The 24,971-nt window shown below is 69.5% G+C and carries 27 protein-coding genes and 1 pseudogene; 13 read left to right on the top strand and 15 right to left on the bottom strand.

What is annotated here, in order from left to right:
• Positions 1–172: 172 nt before the first annotated feature.
• Positions 173–505: a Cd(II)/Pb(II)-sensing metalloregulatory transcriptional regulator CmtR gene (cmtR, locus tag KIK06_RS01055; RefSeq protein WP_017599717.1), complete on the bottom strand. Its 333-nt coding sequence runs from the start codon at positions 503–505 to the stop codon at positions 173–175.
• A gap of 121 nt (positions 506–626) precedes the next feature.
• On the opposite strand from cmtR, the gene KIK06_RS01050 reads away from it, so the two are divergent.
• The 5 genes from KIK06_RS01050 to KIK06_RS01030 all read left to right on the top strand — a co-directional run bounded on the left by KIK06_RS01050 (position 627) and on the right by KIK06_RS01030 (position 5,522).
• Positions 627–1,544: a cation diffusion facilitator family transporter gene (locus tag KIK06_RS01050; RefSeq protein ID WP_268641528.1), complete on the top strand. Its 918-nt coding sequence runs from the start codon at positions 627–629 to the stop codon at positions 1,542–1,544.
• A gap of 184 nt (positions 1,545–1,728) precedes the next feature.
• Complete coding sequence (locus KIK06_RS01045) at positions 1,729–3,117, top strand: TrkH family potassium uptake protein (RefSeq protein ID WP_442789815.1); 1,389 nt, start codon at positions 1,729–1,731, stop codon at positions 3,115–3,117.
• A gap of 35 nt (positions 3,118–3,152) precedes the next feature.
• Positions 3,153–3,824, top strand: coding sequence for a potassium channel family protein (locus KIK06_RS01040; RefSeq protein ID WP_017599721.1), 672 nt, complete (start codon positions 3,153–3,155; stop codon positions 3,822–3,824).
• Between the two features lie 104 nt (positions 3,825–3,928).
• Positions 3,929–4,966: a metal ABC transporter substrate-binding protein gene (locus KIK06_RS01035; RefSeq protein ID WP_268641527.1), complete on the top strand. Its 1,038-nt coding sequence runs from the start codon at positions 3,929–3,931 to the stop codon at positions 4,964–4,966.
• 322 nt (positions 4,967–5,288) lie between these two features.
• The gene (locus KIK06_RS01030; RefSeq protein ID WP_017599723.1) at positions 5,289–5,522 is read left to right on the top strand and encodes a DUF397 domain-containing protein; all 234 of its coding nucleotides are present in this window, start codon (positions 5,289–5,291) and stop codon (positions 5,520–5,522) included.
• Between the two features lie 217 nt (positions 5,523–5,739).
• Here the strand turns inward: KIK06_RS01030 and KIK06_RS01025 are convergent.
• Both KIK06_RS01025 and KIK06_RS01020 read right to left on the bottom strand, forming a co-directional pair.
• Positions 5,740–6,581: pseudogene (locus tag KIK06_RS01025) on the bottom strand (helix-turn-helix domain-containing protein).
• Positions 6,582–6,830: 249 nt separating this feature from the next.
• A complete protein-coding gene (locus tag KIK06_RS01020; protein WP_017599725.1) occupies positions 6,831–7,328 on the bottom strand; it encodes an ATP-binding protein in 498 nt (165 codons plus the stop codon).
• Positions 7,329–7,669: 341 nt separating this feature from the next.
• Between KIK06_RS01020 and KIK06_RS01015 the strand changes: the two genes are divergently transcribed.
• A complete protein-coding gene (locus KIK06_RS01015) occupies positions 7,670–8,428 on the top strand; it encodes an SDR family oxidoreductase (protein ID WP_268641526.1) in 759 nt (252 codons plus the stop codon).
• Positions 8,429–8,601: 173 nt separating this feature from the next.
• Here the strand turns inward: KIK06_RS01015 and KIK06_RS01010 are convergent, their stop codons facing one another.
• From KIK06_RS01010 to KIK06_RS00970, 9 genes are all read right to left on the bottom strand, one after another.
• Positions 8,602–8,910: a helix-turn-helix domain-containing protein gene (locus KIK06_RS01010; protein WP_075928203.1), complete on the bottom strand. Its 309-nt coding sequence runs from the start codon at positions 8,908–8,910 to the stop codon at positions 8,602–8,604.
• Positions 8,910–9,275: a type II toxin-antitoxin system RelE/ParE family toxin gene (locus tag KIK06_RS01005; RefSeq protein WP_075928173.1), complete on the bottom strand. Its 366-nt coding sequence runs from the start codon at positions 9,273–9,275 to the stop codon at positions 8,910–8,912. Before KIK06_RS01005 ends, KIK06_RS01010 begins: the two co-directional genes overlap by 1 nt.
• A 275-nt stretch (positions 9,276–9,550) precedes the next feature.
• Entirely contained in the window at positions 9,551–10,282 is a 732-nt protein-coding gene (locus KIK06_RS01000) for a class I SAM-dependent methyltransferase (protein WP_268641525.1), read from the bottom strand.
• A gap of 220 nt (positions 10,283–10,502) precedes the next feature.
• Positions 10,503–11,486, bottom strand: a complete 984-nt coding sequence (locus KIK06_RS00995; RefSeq protein ID WP_268641524.1) for a serine hydrolase — start codon at positions 11,484–11,486, stop codon at positions 10,503–10,505.
• 133 nt (positions 11,487–11,619) lie between these two features.
• The gene (locus KIK06_RS00990; RefSeq protein ID WP_268641523.1) at positions 11,620–12,234 is read right to left on the bottom strand and encodes an energy-coupling factor transporter transmembrane component T family protein; all 615 of its coding nucleotides are present in this window, start codon (positions 12,232–12,234) and stop codon (positions 11,620–11,622) included.
• Positions 12,231–12,932: an energy-coupling factor ABC transporter ATP-binding protein gene (locus KIK06_RS00985; RefSeq protein WP_268641521.1), complete on the bottom strand. Its 702-nt coding sequence runs from the start codon at positions 12,930–12,932 to the stop codon at positions 12,231–12,233. Before KIK06_RS00985 ends, KIK06_RS00990 begins: the two co-directional genes overlap by 4 nt.
• A complete protein-coding gene (locus KIK06_RS00980) occupies positions 12,932–13,546 on the bottom strand; it encodes a biotin transporter BioY (RefSeq protein ID WP_017599731.1) in 615 nt (204 codons plus the stop codon). The genes KIK06_RS00985 and KIK06_RS00980 overlap by 1 nt, the downstream gene beginning before the upstream one ends.
• Positions 13,547–13,677: 131 nt before the next feature.
• Complete coding sequence (locus tag KIK06_RS00975) at positions 13,678–13,878, bottom strand: DUF397 domain-containing protein (RefSeq protein ID WP_017599732.1); 201 nt, start codon at positions 13,876–13,878, stop codon at positions 13,678–13,680.
• 15 nt (positions 13,879–13,893) lie between these two features.
• The gene (locus tag KIK06_RS00970; RefSeq protein ID WP_017599733.1) at positions 13,894–14,760 is read right to left on the bottom strand and encodes a helix-turn-helix domain-containing protein; all 867 of its coding nucleotides are present in this window, start codon (positions 14,758–14,760) and stop codon (positions 13,894–13,896) included.
• A 269-nt stretch (positions 14,761–15,029) separates the two neighbouring features.
• Between KIK06_RS00970 and KIK06_RS00965 the strand changes: the two genes are divergently transcribed.
• Genes KIK06_RS00965 through KIK06_RS00955 form a run of 3 tightly spaced genes read left to right on the top strand, consistent with a single transcriptional unit; the run spans position 15,030 to position 15,792 of the window.
• The gene (locus KIK06_RS00965) at positions 15,030–15,401 is read left to right on the top strand and encodes an ATP-binding protein (RefSeq protein ID WP_268641520.1); all 372 of its coding nucleotides are present in this window, start codon (positions 15,030–15,032) and stop codon (positions 15,399–15,401) included.
• A complete protein-coding gene (locus tag KIK06_RS00960) occupies positions 15,368–15,526 on the top strand; it encodes a hypothetical protein (RefSeq protein WP_268641519.1) in 159 nt (52 codons plus the stop codon). The genes KIK06_RS00965 and KIK06_RS00960 overlap by 34 nt, the downstream gene beginning before the upstream one ends.
• A 5-nt stretch (positions 15,527–15,531) precedes the next feature.
• Entirely contained in the window at positions 15,532–15,792 is a 261-nt protein-coding gene (locus KIK06_RS00955; protein ID WP_268645819.1) for a hypothetical protein, read from the top strand.
• Between the two features lie 94 nt (positions 15,793–15,886).
• Here the strand turns inward: KIK06_RS00955 and KIK06_RS00950 are convergent, their stop codons facing one another.
• Both KIK06_RS00950 and hrpA read right to left on the bottom strand, forming a co-directional pair.
• Positions 15,887–16,966 carry a lactonase family protein gene (locus KIK06_RS00950; protein WP_268641518.1) on the bottom strand — a complete coding sequence of 360 codons (1,080 nt, stop codon included), beginning with the start codon at positions 16,964–16,966 and terminating at the stop codon, positions 15,887–15,889.
• A 59-nt stretch (positions 16,967–17,025) separates the two neighbouring features.
• On the bottom strand, positions 17,026–20,973 hold the full coding sequence (gene hrpA, locus KIK06_RS00945) for an ATP-dependent RNA helicase HrpA (protein WP_268641517.1): 3,948 nt from the start codon (positions 20,971–20,973) through the stop codon (positions 17,026–17,028).
• Between the two features lie 527 nt (positions 20,974–21,500).
• On the opposite strand from hrpA, the gene KIK06_RS00940 reads away from it, so the two are divergent.
• The 3 genes from KIK06_RS00940 (at position 21,501) to KIK06_RS00930 (ending at position 22,756) form a co-directional block, all read left to right on the top strand.
• Positions 21,501–21,656 carry a hypothetical protein gene (locus KIK06_RS00940; RefSeq protein WP_268641515.1) on the top strand — a complete coding sequence of 52 codons (156 nt, stop codon included), beginning with the start codon at positions 21,501–21,503 and terminating at the stop codon, positions 21,654–21,656.
• A gap of 60 nt (positions 21,657–21,716) precedes the next feature.
• On the top strand, positions 21,717–22,292 hold the full coding sequence (locus tag KIK06_RS00935) for a TetR/AcrR family transcriptional regulator (RefSeq protein ID WP_017599739.1): 576 nt from the start codon (positions 21,717–21,719) through the stop codon (positions 22,290–22,292).
• A gap of 92 nt (positions 22,293–22,384) precedes the next feature.
• The gene (locus KIK06_RS00930) at positions 22,385–22,756 is read left to right on the top strand and encodes a cupin domain-containing protein (protein ID WP_017599740.1); all 372 of its coding nucleotides are present in this window, start codon (positions 22,385–22,387) and stop codon (positions 22,754–22,756) included.
• Here KIK06_RS00930 and KIK06_RS00925 read toward each other — a convergent pair.
• Positions 22,737–23,723 (bottom strand): helix-turn-helix domain-containing protein, encoded by a 987-nt coding sequence (locus tag KIK06_RS00925; RefSeq protein ID WP_017599741.1) that lies wholly within the window; start codon positions 23,721–23,723, stop codon positions 22,737–22,739. The two genes, KIK06_RS00930 and KIK06_RS00925, sit on opposite strands and share 20 nt — an antisense overlap.
• A gap of 170 nt (positions 23,724–23,893) precedes the next feature.
• Here KIK06_RS00925 and KIK06_RS00920 point away from each other — a divergent pair, with 170 nt between their 5' ends.
• Positions 23,894–24,934, top strand: a complete 1,041-nt coding sequence (locus tag KIK06_RS00920) for an NAD(P)-dependent alcohol dehydrogenase (RefSeq protein ID WP_026127806.1) — start codon at positions 23,894–23,896, stop codon at positions 24,932–24,934.
• Positions 24,935–24,971: the final 37 nt, after the last annotated feature.

The following is a 24,971-nucleotide window of genomic DNA, read 5'->3' as shown; positions in this document are numbered from 1 at the left end:
CTGAGGTGGGCTTCGACGTGCTCCACGAGGACGTCTGAGCGTAACGGTCGGTTCACCGTCGATTTACGGGCCTCCGGAACGGGGGAGGCCAAGGAGGGGGTGTGTCGCGCACGCGTACGGAGCGTTCGACGCCGGGCCGTGGGGGCACCGACCCCGGACCACGGACGGCGACTCAGGCCACGGAGGAGCGATCGTCCGCGGGCAGGTGCGGCTGCGTCGTTCCCCACACGACACGCAGCAGGTCGTCCAGTGCGTGGGCGAGAGAGTCGTCGACGAGCTCGTAGCTGACCTGACGCCCGCGCGCCTGGGTCCGGACCAGACCGCAGTCCCGCAGGCAGGCCAGGTGGTTGGAGACGTTCTGGCGGGTGAGCCCCAGCTGGTCGGCGAGGCCCGCCGGGTAGTTGGGGCCGTCGAGGAGGGCCAGCAGCAGACGGCTGCGGGTGGGGTCGGACAGGGCGCGCCCCAGGCGGTGGATGGCGGACAGGCGCTGCTCGGAGGTCAACATGAAAATCATTGTACACAGGTTGCTGTATAGACAGCTTCGACTGTATAAACAGTGGTGACTGAATTGTTTGTCGATGTCGGAGCGCGACCACCGACACCGCCGTCCACGAAAGGGGTCAGCGATGGGTGCCGGACACGGGCACGGACACGGCGCGATGACCGCCGGGGCCGCCAACAGCAAACGGTTGGCCCTGGCCCTGGGACTCATGCTCACCGTCGCCGTCGTCCAGGTGAGCGGCGCCGTGTTCAGCGGCAGCCTCGCCCTGCTCGCCGACGCCGGTCACACCGCCACCGACTCCTTCGGGGTGGGCTTGGCGCTGGCCGCCGTGTGGATCGCCACCCGACCCGCCACCAGCAAGCGGACCTTCGGCTTCCAGCGCGCCGAAATCCTCGCCGCGGCCGTCAACGCGCTCGCGCTGTTCGGCCTGTGCGGATTCATCGTCATCGAGGCGGTCGACCGGCTGCGCTCACCCGCCGAGGTCTCCGGCCCCGGCGTCGTGCTCGTGGCCGGCATCGGCCTGGTGGCCAACGTCGTGGCACTGTTCGTCCTGCGGTCGGGGGCGGAGGAGAGCCTCAACGTCCGCGGCGCCTACGTGGAGGTGTTGAGCGACGCCCTCGCCTCGGTCGGCGTCATCGTCGGGGGCGTCGTGCTGTGGCTCACCGGCTGGAGCCGGATCGACACGCTCATCTCCCTCGCCATCGCCGCCGTCATCGTCCCCCGGGCGTGGGCGCTGCTCAAGGAGGCCGTGCACATCCTGCTGGAGGCCACCCCCAGGGGCATGGACCTCAGCGAGGTCCGCGACCACCTCCTGGACCACCCCGCCGTCGTCGACGTGCACGACCTGCACGCGTGGACCATCACCTCCGGCGTTCCCGTGATGTCGGCCCACGTGGTCGTGGACGAGGTGCACCTCCAGGACAGCGGTCGGATGCTGGACGAACTCCACACCTGCCTGACCGGACACTTCGACGTCGAGCACTCGACCCTGCAACTGGAGCCACCGGGCCACGCCGCCCACGAGGGCGCGCGACACGCCTGAGCACCACGGGTGTCCCGGGTTCGATGGCCCGTGCGGTCCTGCCCTGATGGCAGAATCGTTCGGGTCCGGACAAGGCGTACGTGGAAACTCGGGTGGAAACGGGATCATGGGGTGGGTTCCCGATGCGGTGCGCGCTCGCGCCGCACAGACGGCCAGCGCCACGCGGCGGCGCGTCGCCCGCCTCATGCACCGCCTTCCCCCGATCGCCCGGCGCTGGTCCGCCGAGCAGCCGACGTACCGGCCGCGCAGTGCGTGGGGGAAGCCCGCCAGGGCCTTCCTCCTGATGTTCGTCGCGGCCGACCTCATCGGCGCCGGGCTGCTGATGACACCCGCCGCCTCGACCGACGGTGAGGGGCTGGACTTCGTCGAGGCGGTGTTCACCTCGACCACGTCCCTGGCCGTGTGCGGGCTCTCGGTCATCTCGATCGGAGACGACTTGTCGGTCTTCGGTCAACTGGTGGTCACCGCGCTGATCCAGGTCGGCGGGATCGGCATCATGACGTTGGCCTCCCTGCTCGGCTCGGCGCTCGTGCAGCGCTTCAGCCTGCGCATGCAGCTCAACGTGCAGGCGGAGAATCGGGCGATGGCGGTCGGGGACGTCCGGGGGATCGTGAGCCGGGTGGCACTGGTCGGCCTGGTGATCGAGGCGGCGACGTTCGTGGTCATCATGCCGCGGATGTGGCTGGGCCACGGGATGGGTTTCGGGGAGGCGGCCTACTCGGCCTTCTTCCACTCGGTGTCGGCGTTCAACAACGCGGGGCTGTCGCTGTACGACGACAGCCTCACCCGGTTCTCCGGGGACCCGATCATCCTCGGAGCCGTGGCCGTGGCGGTCATCCTCGGTGGCATCGGCTTCCCGGTCCTCCTCGAGCTGCGCCGCCACTGGCGCGTGCCGAAGCGCTGGAGCCTGCACACGCGGCTGACCGTGGTCACGAGCTCCGTGCTGTTCGTGGTCACCGGTGTGCTCGTCATCGCGATGGAGTGGGGCAACCCGGACACGCTGGGCGGACTGCACTGGTGGGCGCGGATCACCGACGGGTTCTTCCACGGGGTCATGCCGCGCAGCGGCGGCTTCAACGTCACCGACACCGGGCAGATGTACGACTCCACGCTGCTGCTCACCATCATGATGATGTTCGTGGGCAACGGCAGCGCCGGAACAGCGGGCGGCATCAAGGTCGCCACTCTCGCGGTGCTCTTCCTCGTCCTGTGGTCGGAGGTGCGTGCCCATGACCGGGTGCACGTCTTCGGCCGCCGCCTTCCCTCCGACATCATCCGCCAAGCCCTCAGCCTGACGTTCCTGTCCATGACGGCGGTCGCGGGAACGACCGTGTTCTTCCTGCACACGACCCAGTTCTCGTTCATGGAGACCCTCTTCGAGGTGGTCTCCGCGGTGGGCGTGGTGGGGCTGTCCACGGGCATCACCCCAGAGCTCCCCCCGTGGGCGCAGCTGCTGCTGGCCGTGCTGATGATCGCGGGCCGCATCGGACCGGTGACGTTCGTCACCGCCATCGCCTTCCGTGAGCGCAAGCGCCGGTACGACCTGGCCGAGGGCCGGACGATGATCGGTTGAACACCACCCACCCGTAGTCACCGAAGGAAGACCCCGTGCCGTACACCAAGAAGGAATCCGACAAACGCATCCTGATCATCGGGTTGGGCCGGTTCGGCAGTTCCATGGCGCTGGAGCTGATCAACCACGGCTGGGAGGTGCTGGGCATGGACTCCAGCCCGCGGCTGGTCCAGATGTTCGCCGACGCGCTCACCCACACGGTGATCGCGGACGCCACGGACGACGAGGCGCTCCGGCAGATCGGCGCGGCGCAGTTCACCCACGCGGTCGTCGCGATCGGGTCGCACCTGGAGGAGAGCATCCTCGCCACGTCGCAGCTGGTCGACCTGGGTGTCCCCGACATCTGGGCCAAGGCGGTCAGCCGCCGCCACGGTCGCATCCTCGAGCAGGTGGGCGCCCACCACGTGGTCCTGCCCGAGCACGACATGGGTGAGCGGGTCGCGCACCTGGTGTCGGGACGGATGCTGGACTACGTCGAGATGGAGGAGGGGTTCTCGCTCGGCAAGACCAAGGCGCCCAAGGAGCTCATCGGCCTCCCCCTGGCCGAGACCAGGGTCCGGCAGAAGTACGGGATCACGGTCGTGTCGGTCAAGCACCGCGGCGCGGCGTTCACCTACGCCAGCAGGGAAACCGTGCTGAGTAAGGGGGACGTGATCGTGGTCGCCGGTCGTACCGAGGACGTGGAGCGGTTCGCCGAGGCGGACTGAGCCGCGCGGGCTCGGCCGACCGGGAGCGGATCCACCGACCTGGGATCTTCCCCACCAGTCGGACAAATTGACAACCGTTTTCATTTTCCCGCATGATGGGTCCCATGCGAACTGGGACCACCGTGCGGGCCGCCGCCCTCGGCGCCGCGACACTCATGATGATCACCGCGTGCGGCGGCGGCGAGGGCGGGGCCGACGGCGCGGAGGACGCCGCGTTGACCCTCGTCACCGGCGTCTACCCCCTGGAGTGGCTGGCCGGGCGGGTCGGCGGCGACCGCGTGGCCGTCACGCAGCTCACCGAGCCGGGCGCCGAACCCCATGACCTCGAGCTGACCGGCCGTCAGATCGGTGAGGTCAGTGAGGCGGACATCGCCTTCTACGTCTCGGGACTCCAGCCCGCCGTGGACGAGGCGGTCGAGCAGGAGGCGGCGGACACCGCGCTCGACGTCGCCGACGTGGTCGAACTCCACCCCATCGGTGATGACGGCGGCCACGAGCACGAGGACGAGCACGCCCACGAAGAAGAAGGCGAGCACGCCCACGAGGAGGAGGGCGAGCACGAGGCGCACGCCGAGGAGGACGAAGAAGGCCACGAGGAGGGCGACGGGCACGACCACGGCGAGTTCGACCCCCACTTCTGGCTCGACGTCGATCTCATGGCGGAGGCCGCCGCCGCGCTCGCCGACCGGATGGCCGAACTGGACCCCGACGGCGCGCAGACCTACGAGGAGAACGCCGAGGCAGTGACCGCGGAGCTGACGACGATCGGCGAGGAGTACGACGCGGGACTGACCGACTGCGCGCGCCACGAGGTGGTCGTCGGACACACGGCCTTCGCCTACCTGACCGAGGCCCACGGGCTGGAGCAGATCGGCGTCAGCGGGGTCGACCCCGACACAGAGCCCTCCCCCTCGCAGATCGCGGCGATCGCGGACATCGTGGAGGAGAGCGGCATCACCACGGTCTTCACCGAACCTCTGATGCCCGCCGCGACCGCCGACACCATCGCCGCCGAGTCCGGGGCCGAGGTCGCCGTACTCGACCCGTTGGAGGGGGTGACCGACCAGTCCCCCGGCGACGACTACCCCTCGATCATGCGCGGGAACCTGGCTGCACTGACGGCGGCCCTGGAGTGCTCCTGACCACTACCTCCCGGTCCATCTGAGACGCGCCGAGCCACACCCCTCCCCCTCCCCGAGCCCCATCGGTCACCCGACCGGTGGGGCTCTCACTTGTGCCTCTGGTGACCTTTCCCTGGGTGTTTTTTCCGCCTTTCTAGACTTTTGTCGGGTGCACTCACCCCCGAACGGAGCCATTCGATTACATGGCGCTTACATCATGCGAAAGCCGGGGACAAGTGGCCGCCGTCACGCTAGTCTTGTGAATGTGACAGTGCTGATGCACGTGCATATGTCAGTGCATCGGCACAGCACCTCCCCTCAAGTGGCAAAGGAGCAGGACAGCATGAGCGCACACAACGGCATCTCCGCGACCGAACTCACCGGTGCGGCGTGGCAGAAGGCGAAGCGCAGCAACTCCCAGGGCGCCTGCGTGGAGATGGCACGACTGAGCGACGGATCGATCGCCGTACGCAACTCCCGCTTCCCTTCGGGGCCCGCCCTGGTCTACACCCAGGAGGAGATCGACTGCATGATCCTGGGCGCCAAGGACGGTGACTTCGACAACCTGCTGAGCTGACCCGAAGGACGAAACGATCCGACGGCGCGCGTCGGAGGCTCCGCCCCCGAACGCCCGTCTCTCCCGAGCGGCGGCACCGGGGACTCTCTCACCCCGATCGGGCGGCCGCGAACCTGGGGGCTCCACCGCGACGGTGGAGCCCCCAGGCCCGACGGGGCCACGATCCCACGGCGGGCCAGGGCATCGGCCCCGCACCCCGTCGACACACGGCTGGCGGTCAGTCCCTTTCCAGGTCCGCCAGCATCTCCTCAAGCATCTCCAGTGTCTCGTCCGGTGTGGCCGCCGCGACACTCAGTCTGGTCATCGCCTTGGTGTAGGCCTCCACCACGTTCCGACGGTCGACGATCTCCCCGTCGGTCAGCTGCTCCAGGTAGAGCAGGTCCGCGAGCTCGAAGCGGAGTAGCGGAGCAGGGTGAACGATCCCGCCTCGGCGGCGTGCGCGCCGACCTCGAAGGGGACGATCTGGAGGGTGATGTTGTCGTAGTCCTTGCAGAACTCGATCAGCCGCCGGAGCTGGCCGCGCATAATCTCCCGGCCCCGCGGCTTTCCCCCGATGGGCCGACGGACCGCGGCCTCGTCGAGGATGACCCACATGCGCATGTCCTTGTCGCGGTCAAGCCGCTGCTGTCTGCGCAGCCTGGCCTCGATCCGCTGCTCGGTGACCATGTCGGTCTCCACGCCACCGGAGATGATCTCACGCGCGTACTCCTCGGTCTGGAGCAGGCCCGGCACGAACTGGGACTCGTAGATCCGGATGTGGTCGGCGGCCTCCTCGAAACCCACGTAGCGGACGAACCACTTGTGCAGGGAGTCGCCGTACTCCTTCCACCAGCCCGGCTTGTTGGATTCGCGAGCCACTTCGAGGAATTGCTTGATGACCTTACGGTCGGTGACCCCGTACATCTTGAGGAGGTCCTCGATATCCCGGAGCTTGAAACCGACCCGACCGAGTTCCATCCGGCTGATCTTGGACGCGGACGCGCGAATCCGGTTCCCTGCGTCCTCGCGAGTGATACCGCGCTGTTCGCGGTACTGCCGTAGCTCGTGCCCGAGGAGCATGCGACGCACGGTGGGGCCACTCCCCTTGCGCAATCGAGCGATATCCACGTTCGCCGCCTCTCTGTCATTCCCCGAACAAGGGTATCCGGACCGGTGGGACTCCTTTGCCGTGCGGTCAGGACACTACACGTACACGATATAGCCATGGTGGCCGTACACACGGAGCCCCATCGGGTCACTGTCCCGTGTCCGACCGCCCCTCGAGCGGTCGCGGCGGCGGGGCGGCCGCCCACCGCGCCGGTCGGCACGTCACGCGAATTGCGCCCAAACGAACTTTCCGGTGGGGGGTGTCGGAATCACTCCCCACTCTCGCGCGAAAGCACTGACGAGTGCAAGCCCCCGCCCTCCTTCGAGGGTCAGGTCCGGCTGCCTTCTCCTCGGCCACCGTTCCCCGCCGTCGCGAACCGCACAGATGAATTCTCGCCCGCTGCGCATGAGCGAGAGCTGAATACCGCCCTCACCCGGCCGAGCCACCGGCAGGGGGCCGCCGTGTCGGACCGCATTGGTCACCAATTCGGAAACAACGACCGCGACATCATCGGACAAGTACCCCATCTCCCATTCGCGGAGAAGGGCCTCGGATATCTCGCGCGCGGCGCCCACGGCGTACGGCCGGGGCTCGAAGCCCCACGTGACGGCGTCGTGCCGGTCACCGCACACGGGCGTGTTCCACCGGCTGGAACCGTGCTTCAGGACCCTGAACCACCATCCACCGGCCGGTTCCGCCACCGCCTCCGCACATTCCATGCCTTCCACTCCTCCCCGGTGCGTGTGCCCCGAACCCGTTCGCCCCGCGCTTACGGATATGGCCGTGAAACCCTCCCCCACGCTGGGGAACGGCGCGTCACACCGCTCGGCGCGTGCCGCTGCACGGTTCGAATGCACGTGCACCCTGGCCTTGGAGGCAATCGTAGGCCAAGCCCTGACAATGTGCAGGGAAACGGGGACACCAATCCCCGACGAGGTTTCCGGCGCATGTCACGGCCTTCCCCGCACGACCCGTTCACACCACCCCGACTACCTACCGACCGGTAGGGATGGCGATAGGATTCGCTCGCGCCCACCTCGTGAACCTTGGAGGTAACACCATGTCCCCAACACCCCGTGTGGCCATCGTGACCGGCGCCGCCCGAGGCATCGGCGCGGCCACCGCCGAACGGCTGGCACGTGAGGGCCGGGCCGTGGCCGTGCTGGACCTGAAGGAGTCGGACGCCCAGGAGGTCGTGGACCGCATCACCGCCGAGGGCGGTCGCGCGCTCGCGGTGGGCTGCGACGTGTCCGACGCCGACCAGGTGGCCGCCGCGGTCGACACCGTCGCCGAACGCCTGGGGCCGCCGCAGATCCTGGTGAACAACGCCGGTGTCCTGCGCGACAACCTGCTGTTCAAGATGTCGGTGGAGGACTGGGACACCGTGATGAACGTGCACCTGCGGGGCGCGTTCCTCATGAGCCGGGCCGCCCAGGCGCACATGACCGAGCACACGTGGGGCCGGATCGTCAACCTGTCCAGCTCCTCGGCGCAGGGCAACCGCGGCCAGGCCAACTACTCCGCGGCCAAGGCCGGCCTGCAGGGCTTCACCAAGACCCTCGCGATCGAACTGGGCAAGTTCGGCGTCACCTGCAACGCGGTCGCGCCCGGGTTCGTCGAGACCGACATGACCCGGGCCACGGCCGAGCGCGTCGGCGTCGACTACGACGCCATGAAGGAGTTCAAGGCCGCCGAGATCCCGGTGCGCCGGGTGGGGGAGCCCGCTGACATCGCCAACACGATCGCCTTCCTCACCGGTGAGGCGGCCGGGTTCGTGTCCGGCCAGGTCATCTACGTGGCGGGCGGCCCTCTAGGATGACCTAACCAGGGAGCCGCCAGGTTAGTACATAGTGCGCAACCAGCGGGCCGCTCTCATGAGGAGAGTACAGCCGCTCGGTTAGCGCGTAGTACATCAGCGGCGGCCCGTTCGGCTTGACGCTCGCGTGGGAGGGGCCCGGACCCCTCCCACGTCTCTGTCCACTTCCGAATAGGTCAGGCCGCGTGCGGCTCGAACCAGACCGAGTCGATGTCATGTCCGGCCGTCAGTCGGACATCCGCGTTGAGCGCTGCCGCGAGTCGGCGCAGCAGGTCGACGGTCGGCGCAGTCCCGCCTTCCTCGATGCACTCGATCTCGTCGGGAGTCATGACCGCCCGTTCAGCCAGCTCATCAACGGAGAGCCCCAGAGCCGTCCGCCGGTCATACAGTGCCTTACCGAAAGCAAGGGCCTCCCGAATCGCGATCCGCTCCGGGTCTTCGGGCCGAGGATCCGGACGCACCCAACGCGTGTGGTAACCAGCCATCACACCCGCCTCTCGTAGCTCTCAACGACCGGCCCGTCATGCTCGTTCGCGCAGATCTTCTGGGCCCGAACCGCCCTGTCGATCTGCCGTTGATCATGCTGCTTCGTTTTACGGAAGACTGTGAGCAGTACGATCCTGCCGTCAGGCCTGCACCAGTACGTTACACGGGCGGCCACTCCTCGCAAGCGAAGGCGTAGCTCCCATACCGGACCCTCCAGATGGTCTGACCAAGGACCGCCCAGCCCACTCCCCCGCTCGGCCAACATCCCAGCGACCTCGTCCACACGCTTGAAGTCACTGTCGCTCAGACTGTCAAGCCAGTCACGTACCTCTGGCTCTATCTCGAAGTCGTGCAGTTCACGCACTCTGGGCTCCCACCGTGTCAGAACTGCGCCAACACTAGCGTCCGATCACCCACGGTCACACTCTCTTCGCGGAATCTCTGGGCCCATCGGGGTCAGCTCAGCGGTATCCAGGGGCGGCAGGAAGCCCTCCCGGTTCCAGGTCAGTGGATAGCGCACAAGCGGCGAGACGCTCGACTGACGTCGGCCCGGAGACGGCCACCGGCTGACCGCTCAGCCTGACGGTCGGGTGGGAGGGGGCCGGCCCTCCCACCCGACCGGTTTCCCGAAGCGGGCACTCAGGCGGGTTTCTCCAGCAGGGTGATGCAGTCGCGGTACTTGGTGACGTCGTACTGTCCCCGGTCCCCCCACGAGTCGCGCTGCCGGGTCACACGCAGACCCGCCGCCCGCGCCCAGTCGGCGAACGCCCGTGGTGACACGTCGGAGCGGTTGCCGTCGTCGCGCCAGCGGCGCTGGCTGACCCAGCGTTGGACGACCTTCCCCGGGCGTCCGGCGCGTCGGGTCAGGGGGGCCAGACGCAGTGTCCAGTCGGGTTTGCCGGCGTGGTGGATGACCGCGCTCCCGCCGGGTTCCAGGATGCGGGCGATCTCGTCGAGGTAGCCGGTGATGACGTCCTCGTCCAAGTGCACGAACACGTCGAAGGACCACACGAAGCCGAGCGACGCGTCGGGAACGGGTTCCATGCCGCAGTCGGAGGTGTGATGGGTCCGCAGTCCCCGTCGGTCGCCGAATCGCTCTCGGCAGTGGTCGAGGCAGTTCTGGTTGATGTCGACGATCCAGACCGTGCGGGCGTGTTCGAGCAGGTGCTCGGTCCAGCGGCCTCGACCGGGACCGATCTCCAGGACGTCGCACCCGGTGGCTCCGGGGGCGAGCAGCGTGTCGACGAGGGATCCCTTCCAGGCCGCGTAGGGCTGGCGGCAATGAGCGGCCATCCATTCCCATTCATCACCGTTGTGGTCCCATGTGTGCTTTTCTCCCCAGATCTTTCGGTTCCACTCGGTCGTCGGCATTTTCTACTTTCCCTTCCCGTTCCCGATGGGACGATTCCGCCTCAGCATGCACAAAGACCTGGGAAGACACTGACCTCAACATGCTGAGGCAGGCTTTTCCGCGCACCGGAGAATCGACCGAGGAAAAGTCAATACGACCACGCCCCACCGGTCAAACGGACACACGTTGTCGACGCTTCGATGGTGAGATATCCCAACGCCCTGGGGGCGAGAGGGGCGGTCAGCCGACGGCCGTCTCCCGGCCTCCGAGTCCCCTCCCGGCCCCGGGGTTCTCGAACTCCCCGATCACGGCGGACACCAGTTCCTCGACCAGGTCGACACCGCTGAAGTAGTCGGGGTGGTCGTCGGAGAGGACGGCGACGAGGTACTCGCGGTCGGGCCCCACCACGTAGCCGACACTGTTGATGTTCCACAGACCGTGGTTGCTCTCACGGGGAACCCAACCGTTCTTGAGCCCCACCGTGTCACCGGGTCCGGCCGCGGCGCTGATCCCCCACGCCTGTTCGGGGGCGACCGACTCCATGAGGCCGCGCACGTACGCGCGGTCCTCCTCCGAGAGCGGACCCTGGTCGGCGTGTAGGGCGCGCAGCAGGCGGAGCTGGTCGGACGCGGTGGTGCGGGTCGCGCCCCAGACGCCGCGCGGGTGGGGTTCGGTGCCGGTGAAGCCGAGTGTCGCGGCTCCCGCCTCGAATCCCTCGGTGAAGCCGAGACGCGAGTAGAGGCCGTTGGTGACCCCGTTGTCGCTGTAGCGGATCATCCGCTCCGCCTGGGCGCGCTCGGAGGCGGTCAGCTCGCGCCCCTCCGCGTCGGCGCGCAGGAGCAGCATGGTGAGGATGGTCAGTTTGGCCGCACTGCCCGTCTGGAAGGGGTCCTGCGGCGCGTGGCTGAACGTGGTTCCCGTACGCAGGTCCTGCACGGCGATGCCGCACCGCACACCGTGTTCGGCGATGATCGCCGCGACCCGTTCGGAGAGTTCCCCGCGCTGCTCCGGGGTGAGCACGGCGCTCCCGGAGACGGGTTCGGGGGTGTCCCCCGGCGCCGGCACGACGTCCCCGGCGACCACGCCGCCGGGTGGTTCCGGGACGGTGTCCCCACGTGCGGCGGAGCCCGATCCCGGCAGGACGAGGGCCATGGTCGCGGCCACCGTGACCGCCGCGAGCGCGCGCGGCCAGGTGCGCGGGTCGGCTGGAGGACGCCGGGGCACGCTATCACCGGTCCGTTGGCGGGGAGGAATGGGCTGTTTTGCCCATTATCTACCCACAAGTGAGCACTGCGCTTAGCCGATATTGAATCGGTATGGCCGGATACGGCCCCGTTTCGGAACGTGTGCCCCCGGGTCACCCCTGTCGGCGCGTCTCCTCGTCGATGCCGCGTGCCACGAGCGCCTCGCCGGTCGCGTCGGCCATCCTCAGCAGCTGGACGATCACCGGCACCACCAGCAGGTACGGACGTCCCGACAGGCCCCGGGCCACGTAGCCCTCACGGGCGGTCCGCCAGGCCACCAGGACCATGGGGATGGAGCGCACGGTGAGTGCCAGGACCAGGGCGACACGGTCGGGGTTGGCGCCCACGCGGCGCAGTGGTCGGGCCAGGCGCTCGAAGAGGCCGAGCATCTCACCGACACGGGTCGTGAGCGTGACGGCGTTGGCCAGCAGCACGAGGGCGGCCAGCTGCGCGCAGAGCCGAAGAGCCGTCTGCCAGTCGCCGAACAGCGTCTGGAACACACCGATGGCCAACAGGAACGGCCACAGGGCACGCAGGACCCCGAACGCGTGGCGCGGCGGCAGGCCGACGACCGGGTACAGGACGAGGGCGGCGCCGAGCGCACCGACCGCCAGCCAGTGGTGGGCCGCCACGACCAGGGCGGCACCGACGACCAGCAGCGCCAGGAGTTTGGGACCGGCCGGGATCCGGTGCAGCGGCCCCGAACCCGGCACGTAGAGGCCGGTCACCGGTCGGCCTCCTCCCGGTCCGCCCGTTCCATCCGGTCCACGTAGAAGGGCACCGCCTCTCCCGGAGCGCCGTCGAAGACCACGCGCCCGTCGTCGATGACGAGCACGCGGTCGAAGCCGGTGAGCAGGTCCAGGTCGTGGGTGAAGAGGACGACCTGCTGGTCGAGGCGTTCCAGGGTGCGGTGCACCATCCGGGTGTTGCGCAGGTCGAGCAGCGTGGTGGGCTCGTCGCAGACCAGTACCTCGGGTTCGGTGACCAGCACCGACGCCAGGGCCAGGAGCTGCTTCTGGCCGCCTGACAGCAGGTGTCCGGGGTGGTCGCGGTGGCTGTCCAGGCCGAACCGCTCCAGGATCCGGTCCACCCTGCGGGCGGTCTCCTCGGCGCCCAGGCGCAGCGACCGCAGGCCGATCTCCACGTCCTCGGCCACCGTCGGCATGATGATCTGGTGCGAGGCGTCGGAGAAGACGAACCCGACCCGACGGCGGACCCGCCTGGCGTGCCGCCGGGTGTTCCACTCCCCCAAGGACACCGTGCCGACGTCCGGGACGACGAGGCCGTTGAGGGTACGGGCGAGTGTGGACTTGCCGGACCCATTGGCCCCGATCACGCCGATGCGGTGCTCGGCGAGATCGAGGGTGACGTCGCGCAGTACCGCGCGGCCGTCGTAGGAGTGGGACACCCCCTCCAGCCGGAGCATCAGGCGGCCTCTTCGAGCACCGGGCGTCCGGCGGGCGGGATCGGGTAGGCGCGGAAGACCGTGGCGGCGATGAGGGCGGTGACCACGGCCTTGACGGCGTCGCCGGGCAGGTAGACGAGCATCGAGAGTCCGGCGGCCAGGACGCCGTCACCGAGGGCGACCGCCATCCAGGGCACACCGATCGCGTAGATGACGAGGATGCCGCCGACCAGGTTGATCCCCAGGCCCTTCCAGAAGGAGTACTTTCCGCCGCGGATCATGAGGTCGGTGAGGACGCCGATGACGAGGGCGGCGAAGATCCAGCTGACGATGAATCCGGCGGAGGGGCCGGCCAGGACCGCCAGACCGCCGCGTCCGCCCGCGAAGAGCGGGAGTCCGGCCAGGCCGAGGGCGAGGAAGGTGGCGACGGCGAGGGTGCCGCGCTTCCAGCCCAGGAGGGTGGGGGCGAGCATGATGCCGAGCGTCTGGAGGGTGATCGGCACGGGGGAGAAGGGGATCGGGATGGCCACGGAGACGCTCAGGGCCGCGATGAGGGCGGCGAAGACGGCGATGAGCGACAGGTCGCGGGCGGTCAGGCCCTTGTAGCGAACGTGTGTGGTCGTGGGGGTGGGCATGCGGAGTTCCCCTCAGGGAGGTAGCGGGTGATGGATCCCAACTATTGTCCGGTATGCCCGGTTCGCAGATGTAGGCCGGGGCGCACAGAAGGCCGCGCCCCGGTGTTGTGGGAGTCCGCCTGAGACGCGCGTCACTTCCGGCGCGGGCCTGCGTCCCCGCGGAGGGAGGTCAGGAGGACGGTCCAGTCGGAGCCGGGGAACGAGAGATGGCCGAGGGAGCGGTTCTGCGTGTCCCGGACATGGACGCCTGAGTCCGTGTCCGCGACCTCGACACAGGCTCCGGTGTTCGAGCTGTACGACGACTTGCGCCATGAGAGTGCGGTTCGTTCCATGATGCGACCCCTTCGCTACGTGTACTTGGCGAGCGAGCGCTCGATCAACTCCAACGACTTCTCACGGCTCAGAGCCCGCTCCCGCAAACCGTCGAAGATCCCGGAGAAGTGCGCGACGTCGGCGAGGTCCTCCAGGTAGAGCGCGCCCAAGCCGTACTCGATGTAGACGACATCGTTGTAGGTGATCGCCTTCAGCCCCGAGTCCGGGAACGAGAGGATCATGAACGAGCCGTATCCGGCCGGGTGCTCGCCCGCGTTGAAGGGCAGGATTCGGCACGTCACTCTGGGCAGTTCGCAGCATTCCTGGAGATGACGAAGCTGGGTCGCCATCACCCTGGGTCCGCCCACCTCGCGGTAGAGCGCGGACTCGTTCATGATGACGTCCAGCGTCGGGGGATTGTTACCGGTCAGCCGTTCCTGACGGGCTTTCCGCAACGCGGCGTGCTCCCGCGCCTCGTCATCGGAGACAACATCCACGGCCGTACGGGCCAGAGCGAACGCGTACTCCTCGGTCTGGAACAGCCCGTGGATCAGCTCGGTCTGGTAATCGCGGATCGTGTCGGCCTCGGTCTCCAGCCCAACATAGGAGTCAAACCACGCTGGCGTCGTCTTGTACGTCTGCCACCAACCCCGGCGACGCGCGGCGTGCGCCAGCTCGAAGACAGCATCGCACTCCTCGTCGGTGCCTCCGTAGTACTTCATGAGGACCTGCGCGGTACCGGGTTGGATCCTGGTCGTCGCGCTTTCGACCTTGCTCAGTGTCGCCGCGTGCATGCCTGCGTGCTCGGCCGCCTTCGCTGCCGTGATCCGCGCGCCCTCCCTGCGCTGACGCAGCACTCTGGCCAGGGTCCGCCGCGCGACCGTGGGGCTGGCGTCCGCCACCCGACACCTCCTGATGCAGACATGGACGTCCACAGTTTCGCTGATCCAATGCACGGCGCCAACTTTTCGCAAGTTGCCAATAATAGAGATTCTAAAGACTCTCTTGCCAATATCTGTGTTGCCGTGCACACTAGCAGTGATGACGGTGGCCGTCCGGAGGCTCGCACCGGCGCCGAACACAGCGAGCCCACACGAAAACGGCCCTGATCAGGTGCTGGCACACCTGGTCAGGGCCTTGGCCCACAACCTGAGTTAGCAGGTGCGGACTCATGTCCAAACGTACCGAATCCTTCCCCGAACCCCGTCGACGACTGCCGCTGCGACGCTGCTCCTTCCGGTTCGCTGGTCGGCCCGAGAGCGTCAGCGAGGCCCGTCAGTGGCTCGACCGGCGGATCGCCCTGGCAGACGCGCCCGAGGAGACCGCAGACACCGCGCGTCTCCTCCTCTCCGAACTCGCGACCAACAGCGTCCAGCACTCCCCGAGGCCTCCGGGCGAACTCGGCGGTTTCTCCGTCCGGGTGTTCTTCCTCCACGGCTGGCTGCGGGTGGAGGTCCACGACGCGAGCAGGCGCGCCCCCCAGTCCTCAGGGCTGCCTCCCCCGACGCCATGGACGAGAGCGGTCGCGGCCTCGTCCTGGTGAACGCGCTCGCCTCGCGGTGGGGGCGTTTCCAGTCGGTCCTGGGCCCCGGCATGTTCTTCGAGCCGCGCTGGGACGTCCCCGAACTCCTCGCCCCCGTGGTCCCCCTCCAGCGGAAGGGCCGGTGACCGCGATGACCATGACCGTGGAACGGGAGATCACCGGGCTGCCGGTGGCCTGGGAGGTCCACCGCCTCCAGTCCGCCTACCGACGACGCGGATGGACGATCTGGCACGGGGAGTCGACCGGCCAGTACTGGGCGGCGCACACCGGCCGGACGGTGCTGGTCAGCGGTGACAGCGCCGAGGAACTGGTGGCGGAGATCGAAAGGATCCAGCCCCGTCCGCACCCGTCGTGGCGGCTGGTGCCCCGACCACGCCGACGCGGTGCCTGATCACTGACCGTGGCCCGGGGCTAGTCTCCCGGGCCACACTCGTTCCGCGATTTCGGCCATCGCGGCAACGTGCACGACCCGTTGAATCCCGGCCCTACTCGCTGCGCTGGATCCGCTTGATCGGCACCGGGAGCACGCAGACCGGATCGGGGACCGCCAGGCGGTGACCCGTGTCCGCGGGGATCCCGGTCCCGGGGTCCACTCGCAGCGACATCAGGGAGTCCCCGTTCTGGGCCGCGGCCACGATGTGGTCGGGGTCGCCGTGGTGCCCTCGCACGACGGTGAAGTGGCGCGGCCACGCGCCCAGAGGCGTGTCGGCCAGGTGCTCCAGCCGGTCCCCGCCGTCGTGGACGGCGAAGGTCGACAGCACGTCCGCGCCCCGGTTGGACACGTACACGCGCTCGCCGTGCACGGTGACCTCGGCCGGGAAGTTGGTCCCGGCGGCTTCCTCCGCGGTGGCGGGGACCGACCCGACGTGCTCACCCGTGCCCGTGGCCGGGTTCCACCGCACGACGTGCACCCGCGAGTCCAGCTCGCCGGACACGTACACGCGGGCGCCCGAGGGCGCCGCCGCCATGTGGCGCGGACCGGCGCCGGAAGGCAGCACCACGGCTCCGACGGCACTGTCCCGGGAGTACACGCGCAACTCGTCGGTGCCCAGATCGGCCACCAGCACGTGGTCACCGACACATGCCGCGCTGTGCGCGTGCGGACCCTCCTGGCGGTCGGCGACCGGGCCGCCGCCCGTGTGCCCGAACCGCGCCGTGCGCTCCCCCAGGGCGCCGTCCGGCGCCAGGTCGTGGAAACCCACGACACCGTCGGCGTAGTTGCTCACCGCGAGTTCCGAGCCCCTCGCCAGCACATGGCACGGCGACCCGCCGCCGGAGGGCACGGAGCCCAGTTCGGTGAGCGTGGCGTCACCCGCGACGCGGAAGGCGGTGACCGTACCCTCGGCGCGCTCGTTGACCGCGTACACGGCGTACCCCTGGGCGCCCTCGGCCATGGTGTTGAGCGCCAGGAAGGACGGCCCGGGGGTGCGCGCGGCGACTCCGCCGTCGGTCAGCTCCCCCGTGGCGGGGTCGAACCAGACCCGGTGGACGCCCCCGCCCTTGCCTGGCGGATCGGAGTCGGGGGTGTAGGTACCCACGAAGAGGAGACGCCACCGCTGGTCCACCGAGCAACCTCGTTTCCTTCGCACATGCGCCGAAAGTGGTCTATACCACCAGCGGCATGCTATCGTCCGGCCGCCTTCACCGCCTCCAGCGCCTTCATGATGCGCTTGTCCGAGACCGGGTAGGCGGTCCGCAACTCCTGCGCGAACAGGCTGATCCGGTACTCCTCCAGCATCCAGCGCAGTTCGACCACGTCCATGTCGGCCGCGCGCCCGGCGGGCAGCGCGCCCACGACCTTGCGCACGGCCTGGCGCATCTGCTCGACCTTGGCCATGTTCACCTGGTCGCGGCGCGGGTTCTCCGACAGCTTGTTCAGCCGGTACTCCACGCCGCGCAGGTACCGGTGCAGGTCGTCCAGGCGGGACAGGCCGGTCCGGGTGACGAAACCCTCCGAGACCAGGTCGCCGAGCTGGCCCTGCACGTCGTTGAGCGAGGGGAGCACGGCCAGGGACGTGGTGCCCTTGACCTTCTTGGACGCCTTCCGCCACACCACGAGGGCGCGGGCCACCCTGCCGAGCAGCTCGGCCAGGGCGTCCCCGAGGTCGGCCCGGATCCGGTCGGCGAGCTTGGCGAAGTCCTCGGCGTTCCACACCGGACCGCCCTCGCGCGCCAGCAGGTGGTCGACGGCGGCGGCCTCGCAGTCGGCCATGAGCTTCTTGACCGACCCGTGCGGGTTGTCGGCGAGGGCGAGCTTGTCCGGGTTGTTCAGCCCCTTGCTCACCGCGAGCGCAGGAGAGGGGATGTTGAGCAGGAGGAGCCTGCGGGTGCCCGCCCACATGGCGGCGCGCTGCTCGGGCTGGGTGTCGAAGATCCGCACGGCCACGCTGTCGCCCTCGTCCACCAGGGCCGGATACCCCTTGACCTTGGGTCCGAGCGCCTTGCGTTCCAGCGTCCGCTCCAGCGGACCGAAGTCCCAGGAGGTGATCCCCTTCCGCTCCACGCCCTTGGCCTCGGCCGAGATCGCCTCCCGGAGTCTGGGCTTGAGCTTGGCGCGGAGTCTCTCCAGGTCCTTGTCCTCGGCGAGGGACCGGTTCCTGCCGTCCACCGCGCGGAAGGTGATGCGCAGGTGGTCGGGCACCCGGTCCAGCTGGAAGGCGCTCGCGGGGACCTTCTCCCCGGCCATCCGGGTCAGCTCGTCGGCGAGCGCGCCCACGAGGGACCCCTGGTAGGGAACGAGCCCGGCACGGGCCTGGGCGGCGTTGTCCGGGACCGGGACGAAGTTGCGGCGCAGCGGCTTGGGCAGCGAGCGGATCAGCGCGGTGACCAGGTCGTCGCGCAGACCGGGGATCTGCCAGTCGAACCCGTCGGCCTCGACCTGGTTGAGGACCTTGAGCGGGATGTGCGCGGTGACGCCGTCGGCGGCGCTGCCCGGCTCGAACTGGTAGGTGAGCGGGAAGGCGAAGGGCCCCTGACGCCACACGTCGGGGTAGTCGTCCTCGCTGACATCGCCCGCACCGTCGTTGATCAGCTCATCGCGGGTGAAGTCGAGCAGGGCGGGCTCGGTCCGGCGCTCCTTCTTCCACCAGGAGTCGAAGTGCGCCGCCGAGACGACGTGCTCCGGGACGCGGCGGTCGTAGAAGGCGAACAGCGCCTCGTCGTCGACGACGATGTCGCGGCGGCGGGCCCGGTGTTCGAGGTCCTCGACCTCCTCCAGGAGCTTGCGGTTGTCATGGAAGAAGTGGTGCCGGGTGTCCCAGTCGCCCTCGACCAGCGCGCGCCGGATGAACAACTCGCGGGAGAGCGCGGGGTCGATCCGCCCGTACTGCACCTTGCGCTGCACGACGATCGGCACACCGTAGAGGGTGACGCGCTCGAAGGCCATCACGGCGCCGCGCTTGCGCTCCCAGTGCGGTTCGCTGTAGTTGCGCTTGACGATGTCCCCGGCGAGCTCCTCGGCCCACTCCGGTTCGATCTTGCCGACCATGCGCCCCCAGAGCTTGGAGGTCTCCACCAGCTCGGCGGCCATGACGAAGCGCGGCTGCTTCTTGAACAGCGACGAACCGGGGAAGATCGCGAACCGCGCGCCGCGCCCGCCCAGGTACTCGTGTTTGTCGGGGTCCTTGAGGCCGACGTGCGAGAGGAGTCCGGCCAGCAGGGACATGTGCACGGAACGGGTGTCGACCGCGTCCTCGGGGAGGCGGGGCACCTCCACGTCCATGGAGCGCAGCACCTGCTTGAGCTGGCCGTGGATGTCCTGCCACTCGCGGACGCGCAGGTAGTTGAGGAACTCCTCGCGGCACAGCTTGCGGAACTGGTTGCCCGACAGCTCGCGCTGCCTCTCGCGCAGGTACCGCCAGAGGTTGAGGAAGGCCAGGAAGTCCGACTCCTTGTCAGCGAACCGCGCGTGCGCGGCCTGGGCCTGCTGCTGCTTGTCGGTGGGACGCTCGCGCGGGTCCTGGATGGACAGGGCGGAGGTGATGACCAGGACCTCCGCCAGACAGCCCCGTTCCTCGGCCTCCAGCACCATCCGGCCCAGCCGGGGGTCGATCGGCAGTTGGGCCAGGCGGCGGCCCGTGGGGGTGAGGCGGCGCTTCTTGCCGGAGGGGTCCGGGTGCAGGGCGCCGAGCTCGGTGAGGAGGTTGACGCCGTCCTTGATCTGGCGGTGGTCGGGGCCGTCCACGAACGGGAAGGCGGCCACGTCGCCCAGGCCCAGGGAGGCCATCTGGAGGATGACCGAGGCGAGGTTGGTGCGCAGGATCTCGGGGTCGGTGTACTCGGGTCGGGAGAGGAAGTCCTCCTCCGAGTACAACCGGATACAGATGCCCTCGGACACTCGGCCGCAGCGACCCTTGCGCTGGTTCGCCGAGGCCTGGGAGACCGCCTCGATCGGCAGGCGCTGCACCTTGGTGCGGTGGCTGTAGCGGGAGATGCGCGCCGTGCCGGGGTCGATGACGTACTTGATGCCGGGGACGGTCAGCGAGGTCTCCGCGACGTTGGTGGCCAACACGACGCGGCGGCCGCGGTGGGAGGTCCACACGCGTTTCTGCTCGGCCACGGAGAGGCGGGCGTAGAGCGGGAGGACCTCGGTGTTCGGGAGCTTCTTGCGCTCCAGGGCCTCGGCGGTGTCGCGGATCTCGCGCTCACCGCTGAGGAAGACGAGGACGTCGCCGGGGGCCTCGCGGCCCAGCTCGTCGACGGCGTCGAGGATCGCCTGGGTCTGGTCGCGGTCGGTGCCGCCGCCCGGGTTCTTCTCCTCGGGGTCGAGGATCTCGTCGGAGATCGGCCGGTAGCGGACCTCGACGGGATAGGTGCGGCCGGAGACCTCGACGATGGGGGCGTCGTCGAAGTGGCGGGAGAAGCGCTCGGGGTCGATGGTCGCCGAGGTGATGACGACCTTGAGGTCGGGGCGCTTGGGCAGCAGCTGCTTGAGGTACCCGAGGAGGAAGTCGATGTTGAGGCTGCGCTCGTGGGCCTCGTCGATGATGAGCGTGTCGTAGGCGCGCAGCATGCGGTCGTGCTGGATCTCGGCGAGCAGGATGCCGTCGGTCATCAGCTTGACCAGCGTGCTGTCGCTGGAGGAGTCGGTGAAGCGCACCTTGTAGCCGACGGTCTCACCCAGCGGGGTGCCGACCTCGTCGGCGATGCGTTCGGCGACCGTGCGGGCGGCCAGGCGGCGGGGCTGGGTATGGCCGATGGTGCCCATGACGCCGCGTCCCAGTTCCAGGCAGATCTTGGGCAGCTGCGTGGTCTTCCCGGAACCGGTCTCACCTGCGACGATGACGACCTGGTGGTCGCGGATCGCCTCGGCGATGTCGTCGCGGCGGGCGCTGACCGGGAGGGCCTCGGGGTAGGTGAGTTCGGGCACGGCCTCGCGCCGCAGGTCCACACGGAGGACGGCCTCGTCGATGTCCCGACCGATCTGCTCGGTCACGGAGGCACGACGGCGCTCGTCACGGATCTTGGCCAGACCGTCGATACGGCGGCGGAGCCGGTGCCGGTCCGTCGGCATGAGGTCGCGCAGCCGGGCTCGCAGTGTGTCCGCGCCGGGCGCGGGCGTGGTGGTGCTCATCAGTTCTCAAGGTTATGAGGGTCGGCAACCGGTTTTTCACCCGGCTCGGCCCCGCGACCGCGCGCGGCCGCGGCGAGGTCGGGCGGACGGGAACGGGAGGGCCGCTGGGGCAAACGCCGAACCCTCCCCGTTTGTTCCGGGTCCCCGTCTCCCCGCCCGACCGGGAACGCCGGCTGCGGGCGGACTCCCGCGCCGGGGTGACGACGCTCGCCGGTAGTGTCGGGCCCCGGAACGAGAAGGAGTCGCGGACACATGGCCCAGCCGTCTCCAGGAACGTGGAGCGTCGGGTTCGCGGCCTGGCGTGACCCGTCCGTCCCTCGGCACCACGCGACGCACAGGCGCTACGTCACGCTGGCCGAGCTCCTCGTCGTCCTCGGCGGCTCGACGATCGACCTCACCTGGAGGGCGTTCGTGGAGAGCCCCCACCTCCGGGATGCGCCGAGATCGAGAACGCGTGCTCCGAGGGCGGTGTCGGAACCCTGGAACTCCTGGCCCTGGCCGCACCGGACGTCCAGACCGTCGACGGGGTGTTCGAGGGGTACGCCGACGGCGAGCCGAGGGTGACGCTCAACGAGGTCGACAGTTCGCTCTGGGAGGTCACCACCGCGGACCCTTCCGTGATCCGACTGCTGCGCGAGCGCTACCCGGACGCCGTGACGACCCGCGGGGCCGCCGCCCGGTGACCGCGCCGGCGGGGCCGGACACACCGATCCCCTCCCGCGTGCTATGCCAGGATGGTCCGTATGCCCAAGGACACGCGCACCGCCCTGGTGGCTTCGGCCAGCGCCCTCCTGGACTCGGGCGGGATCGACGCGGTCACGCTGCGAGAGGTCGGGCGGCTGACCGAGGTGTCCCACACGACGCCCTACAAGCACTTCGCCGACGAGGAGGCGCTACTCGCCGCCGTGGCCGCGCGTGAGCTCGAACGGCTGAGCGATGTCGTCGACGACGCCGCCCGCCAGTCCCGGAACTCGCGGGACGCCCTGCGAACCGTGCTGCGTTCCTACACCGCCTGGGCCCTGGACCACCCGGTGCGGTTCCGGCTGGTCTTCGGTTCCTGGGCCCGCCCCCAAGAGGACCTCGACCGCGCGGCCGACCGGGCGCGGGCCGCGCTGACGGCCGTGGTCAGCCAGTGCCAGCGCGACGGCGTCGTCCCCGGCGGCGACCCGGAACGGCGCACCGCGCTCCTGCTGGCCGTGGTGCACGGGGCGATCACCCTGTACCTGACCGGGCACCCGCCTCGGGACGGCAGGGGACGGGCGGACCCGGACGACCTCGTCGACGACCTGCTCGACCTGCTGGGCTCCGCCGCCGGATGATCCCCGCCCTTGACGGGGTGTCCGGCACTCCGCGGGATCATTGACATCCTGTCCCCCGCCAGAGCGGCGTCACCGGGCTAGTGTTGCCTGCCATGACGACGAACGACCAGGCCACCGCCCCCTTCGCACTGCACGTCCCCGACGCCGAGTTGGAGCCGGAACCGCTCGACCCCGGGCAGGTCGTCTCCGGCGACCCCGTGGTCACCGGCACAGTGCTGTGGGAATCCGCCGACGGCACCCAGGTCCGGGGCCTGTGGCAGATCACGCCCGGCGTGGTCACCGACACCGAGGCCGACGAGCTCTTCGTCGTGGTGAGCGGGCGCGCCACCATCGAGGTGGAGGACGGCCCCACCCTGGAGGTCGGCCCCGGCGACGCCTGCGTCCTGCGCGAGGGCGACCGGACCACCTGGACCGTCCACGAGACGCTGAGGAAGGCCTACCAGATCAGTCTTCCCCAGCGCTGAGTCCGACCGCGCCCCAGCTGCCGATCAGCCGCAGGACCTCCTCCGACGGCGATCCGGGTTCGGCGTGATAGGTCACCAGGAACTGGTAGGGGTCGTCCGGCAGGGCGAACGTCTCGAAGAAGAGCGTCAGCTCCCCGGCCACCGGGTGCCGGATCCGCTTGGCCCCGTGTCCCCGCTCCTTCACGTCGTGCGCCGCCCACAACCGTCGGAACACGTCGCTCTTCATCGACAGCTCACCGACCAGTGCGGCCAGCTGGGCGTCGTCCACGTGGTATCCGGCGTCCATACGCAGCTGGTTGACCGTGTCGGACGCCTTGGTCTCCCACTCCACGAACATCTCACGGTAGTCCGGACGCAGGAACACCAGGCGCGCCCAGTTGCGCTCCCGGGGTGGCAGTGCGCCCCAGTCCCCGAACAACGCCGTCGCCATCCCGTTCCAGGCGAGGATGTCCAGGCGGCGGCCCATCACGTACGCGGGCACCCCGGTGAGGCTGTCCAGCAGCTGTCGCAGGGAGGAGCGCACCTGCTGCGTACGCACGGCGGGCTTCTTCCCGTGCCGCCTCGGCTGGGCCAGGTGGGTCAGGTGGGCGTGCTCGGCGGCCGTCAGCCGCAGGGCCCGCGCGATCGCGTCGAGCACCTCCGAGGACACCCCCTGTCCCCGTCCCTGCTCCAGGCGGGTGTAGTAGGCGACGGAGACCCCGGCGAGCTGGGCCAGCTCCTCCCGACGCAGCCCCGGCACGCGCCGGTAGCGGCCGAAGTCGGGCAGGCCGACGTCCTCGGGTTTCAGGCGCGCACGCCGGGAGCGCAGGAACTCGCTGAGCTCAGCGCGCCGGTCGAGCGGCGGGTCGGTCTCCCTGAGGGGGTCGGCCCCGGAGACGGGGACGGTGCCCGCGTGTGGGGTGGTCCCGGGATGGGGGGCGGTGTCCATGCGGGAGGTGGCGTTCCCCTCGACTGGGTGCTCGTCCATGCCCGCCAGTATTCCCGATCCCACGCCCCTGAGGCTGGCCCCGCCAGTGGTAGGAACGCCCGTCTTACGCTGGACGGAGGTCTGGGTGCGCCCCTGACGGCCCGGCACACTCGGTCGTGCGTCCGCCCCGAAGGAAGGGACGGACGGTGAGCGAACCCGAGGAGAACCCTTTGACCACCGTCGCCGCCTACGCCGCGCCCGCCGCCAAGGCCCCGCTGGAGCGCACCACCATCGAGCGGCGCCCCGTCGGCGAGTCCGACGTCCGGATCGACATCAAGTACGCCGGCATCTGCCACTCCGACATCCACCAGGCCCACGAGGGCTGGGGCGAGTCGATCTTCCCCATGGTCCCCGGCCACGAGATCTCCGGTGTGGTCGCCGAGGTCGGCCCCGGAGTGACCCGGTACGAGGTCGGTGACCGCGTGGGGGTCGGCTGCTTCGTCGACTCCTGCCGCGAGTGCGACCAATGCGAGAAGGGCCTGGAGCAGTACTGCGCCGAGGGCATGACCGTCACCTACAACGGCCTCGACCGCCAGGGCGAGCCCACCTACGGCGGCTACTCCACCGGCATCGTGGTGGACGAGAGGTACGTGCTGCGCATCCCCGACTCCCTGCCCCTGGACACGGCCGCGCCGCTGCTGTGCGCGGGCATCACGTCCTACTCGCCGCTGCGCCGGGCCGAGGTCGGTCCCGGATCGAAGGTCGCCGTCCTGGGCCTGGGCGGCCTGGGCCACATGGGCGTGAAGTTGGCGCACGCCATGGGCGCGGAGGTGACCGTGCTCAGCCAGTCGCTGCGCAAGCGCGACGACGGCCTGCGCATGGGCGCCGACCACTACCACGCGACCAGCGACCCGGCGACCTTCGAGGCGCTGGCCGGGACGTTCGACCTGATCCTGTCGACGGTGTCGGTGGCGCTCGACTTCGACCAGTACCTCGGCCTGCTGCGGCCGGGCGGTGTGCTGGCCAACGTCGGCGCCCCCGACGACCCCGTCTCGCTGAACCTGTTCTCCCTGATGACGGGCGGCCGCAGCCTGGTCGGGTCGATGATCGGCGGCGTCTCCGAGACCCAGGAGATGCTGGACTTCTGCGCCGAGCACGGCCTCGGCGCGCAGATCGAGGTGATCCGCGCGGAGGAGGCCAACCAGGCGTGGAAGCGCGTGGTCGACAGCGACGTGCGCTACCGGTTCGTCATCGACACCGCCACGATCTGAGCGATCGGGTGGGAGGGGCTTCACCGGGTGCCCGCCC

This window comes from Nocardiopsis sp. EMB25, from assembly GCF_026797795.1.
Classification (GTDB): domain Bacteria; phylum Actinomycetota; class Actinomycetes; order Streptosporangiales; family Streptosporangiaceae; genus Nocardiopsis; species Nocardiopsis lucentensis.
Note: the sequence above shows the minus strand (reverse complement) of the source record. Positions and strands in the feature narration are given on the sequence as shown.

What these genes read in the sequence shown, in the direction of transcription:
- cmtR (WP_017599717.1), bottom strand. Translation starts at nt 505, where the DNA reads ATGTTGACCTCCGAGCAGCGCCTGTCCGCCATCCACCGCCTGGGGCGC.
- KIK06_RS01050 (WP_268641528.1), top strand. Translation starts at nt 627, where the DNA reads ATGGGTGCCGGACACGGGCACGGACACGGCGCGATGACCGCCGGGGCC.
- KIK06_RS01045 (WP_442789815.1), top strand. Translation starts at nt 1,729, where the DNA reads ATGCACCGCCTTCCCCCGATCGCCCGGCGCTGGTCCGCCGAGCAGCCG.
- KIK06_RS01035 (WP_268641527.1), top strand. Translation starts at nt 3,929, where the DNA reads ATGCGAACTGGGACCACCGTGCGGGCCGCCGCCCTCGGCGCCGCGACA.
- KIK06_RS01030 (WP_017599723.1), top strand. Translation starts at nt 5,289, where the DNA reads ATGAGCGCACACAACGGCATCTCCGCGACCGAACTCACCGGTGCGGCG.
- KIK06_RS01020 (WP_017599725.1), bottom strand. Translation starts at nt 7,328, where the DNA reads ATGGAATGTGCGGAGGCGGTGGCGGAACCGGCCGGTGGATGGTGGTTC.
- KIK06_RS01015 (WP_268641526.1), top strand. Translation starts at nt 7,670, where the DNA reads ATGTCCCCAACACCCCGTGTGGCCATCGTGACCGGCGCCGCCCGAGGC.
- KIK06_RS01010 (WP_075928203.1), bottom strand. Translation starts at nt 8,910, where the DNA reads ATGGCTGGTTACCACACGCGTTGGGTGCGTCCGGATCCTCGGCCCGAA.
- KIK06_RS01000 (WP_268641525.1), bottom strand. Translation starts at nt 10,282, where the DNA reads ATGCCGACGACCGAGTGGAACCGAAAGATCTGGGGAGAAAAGCACACA.
- KIK06_RS00985 (WP_268641521.1), bottom strand. Translation starts at nt 12,932, where the DNA reads ATGCTCCGGCTGGAGGGGGTGTCCCACTCCTACGACGGCCGCGCGGTA.
- KIK06_RS00980 (WP_017599731.1), bottom strand. Translation starts at nt 13,546, where the DNA reads ATGCCCACCCCCACGACCACACACGTTCGCTACAAGGGCCTGACCGCC.
- KIK06_RS00975 (WP_017599732.1), bottom strand. Translation starts at nt 13,878, where the DNA reads ATGGAACGAACCGCACTCTCATGGCGCAAGTCGTCGTACAGCTCGAAC.
- KIK06_RS00965 (WP_268641520.1), top strand. Translation starts at nt 15,030, where the DNA reads ATGTCCAAACGTACCGAATCCTTCCCCGAACCCCGTCGACGACTGCCG.
- KIK06_RS00960 (WP_268641519.1), top strand. Translation starts at nt 15,368, where the DNA reads ATGGACGAGAGCGGTCGCGGCCTCGTCCTGGTGAACGCGCTCGCCTCG.
- KIK06_RS00955 (WP_268645819.1), top strand. Translation starts at nt 15,532, where the DNA reads ATGACCATGACCGTGGAACGGGAGATCACCGGGCTGCCGGTGGCCTGG.
- hrpA (WP_268641517.1), bottom strand. Translation starts at nt 20,973, where the DNA reads ATGAGCACCACCACGCCCGCGCCCGGCGCGGACACACTGCGAGCCCGG.
- KIK06_RS00935 (WP_017599739.1), top strand. Translation starts at nt 21,717, where the DNA reads ATGCCCAAGGACACGCGCACCGCCCTGGTGGCTTCGGCCAGCGCCCTC.
- KIK06_RS00930 (WP_017599740.1), top strand. Translation starts at nt 22,385, where the DNA reads ATGACGACGAACGACCAGGCCACCGCCCCCTTCGCACTGCACGTCCCC.
- KIK06_RS00925 (WP_017599741.1), bottom strand. Translation starts at nt 23,723, where the DNA reads ATGGACGAGCACCCAGTCGAGGGGAACGCCACCTCCCGCATGGACACC.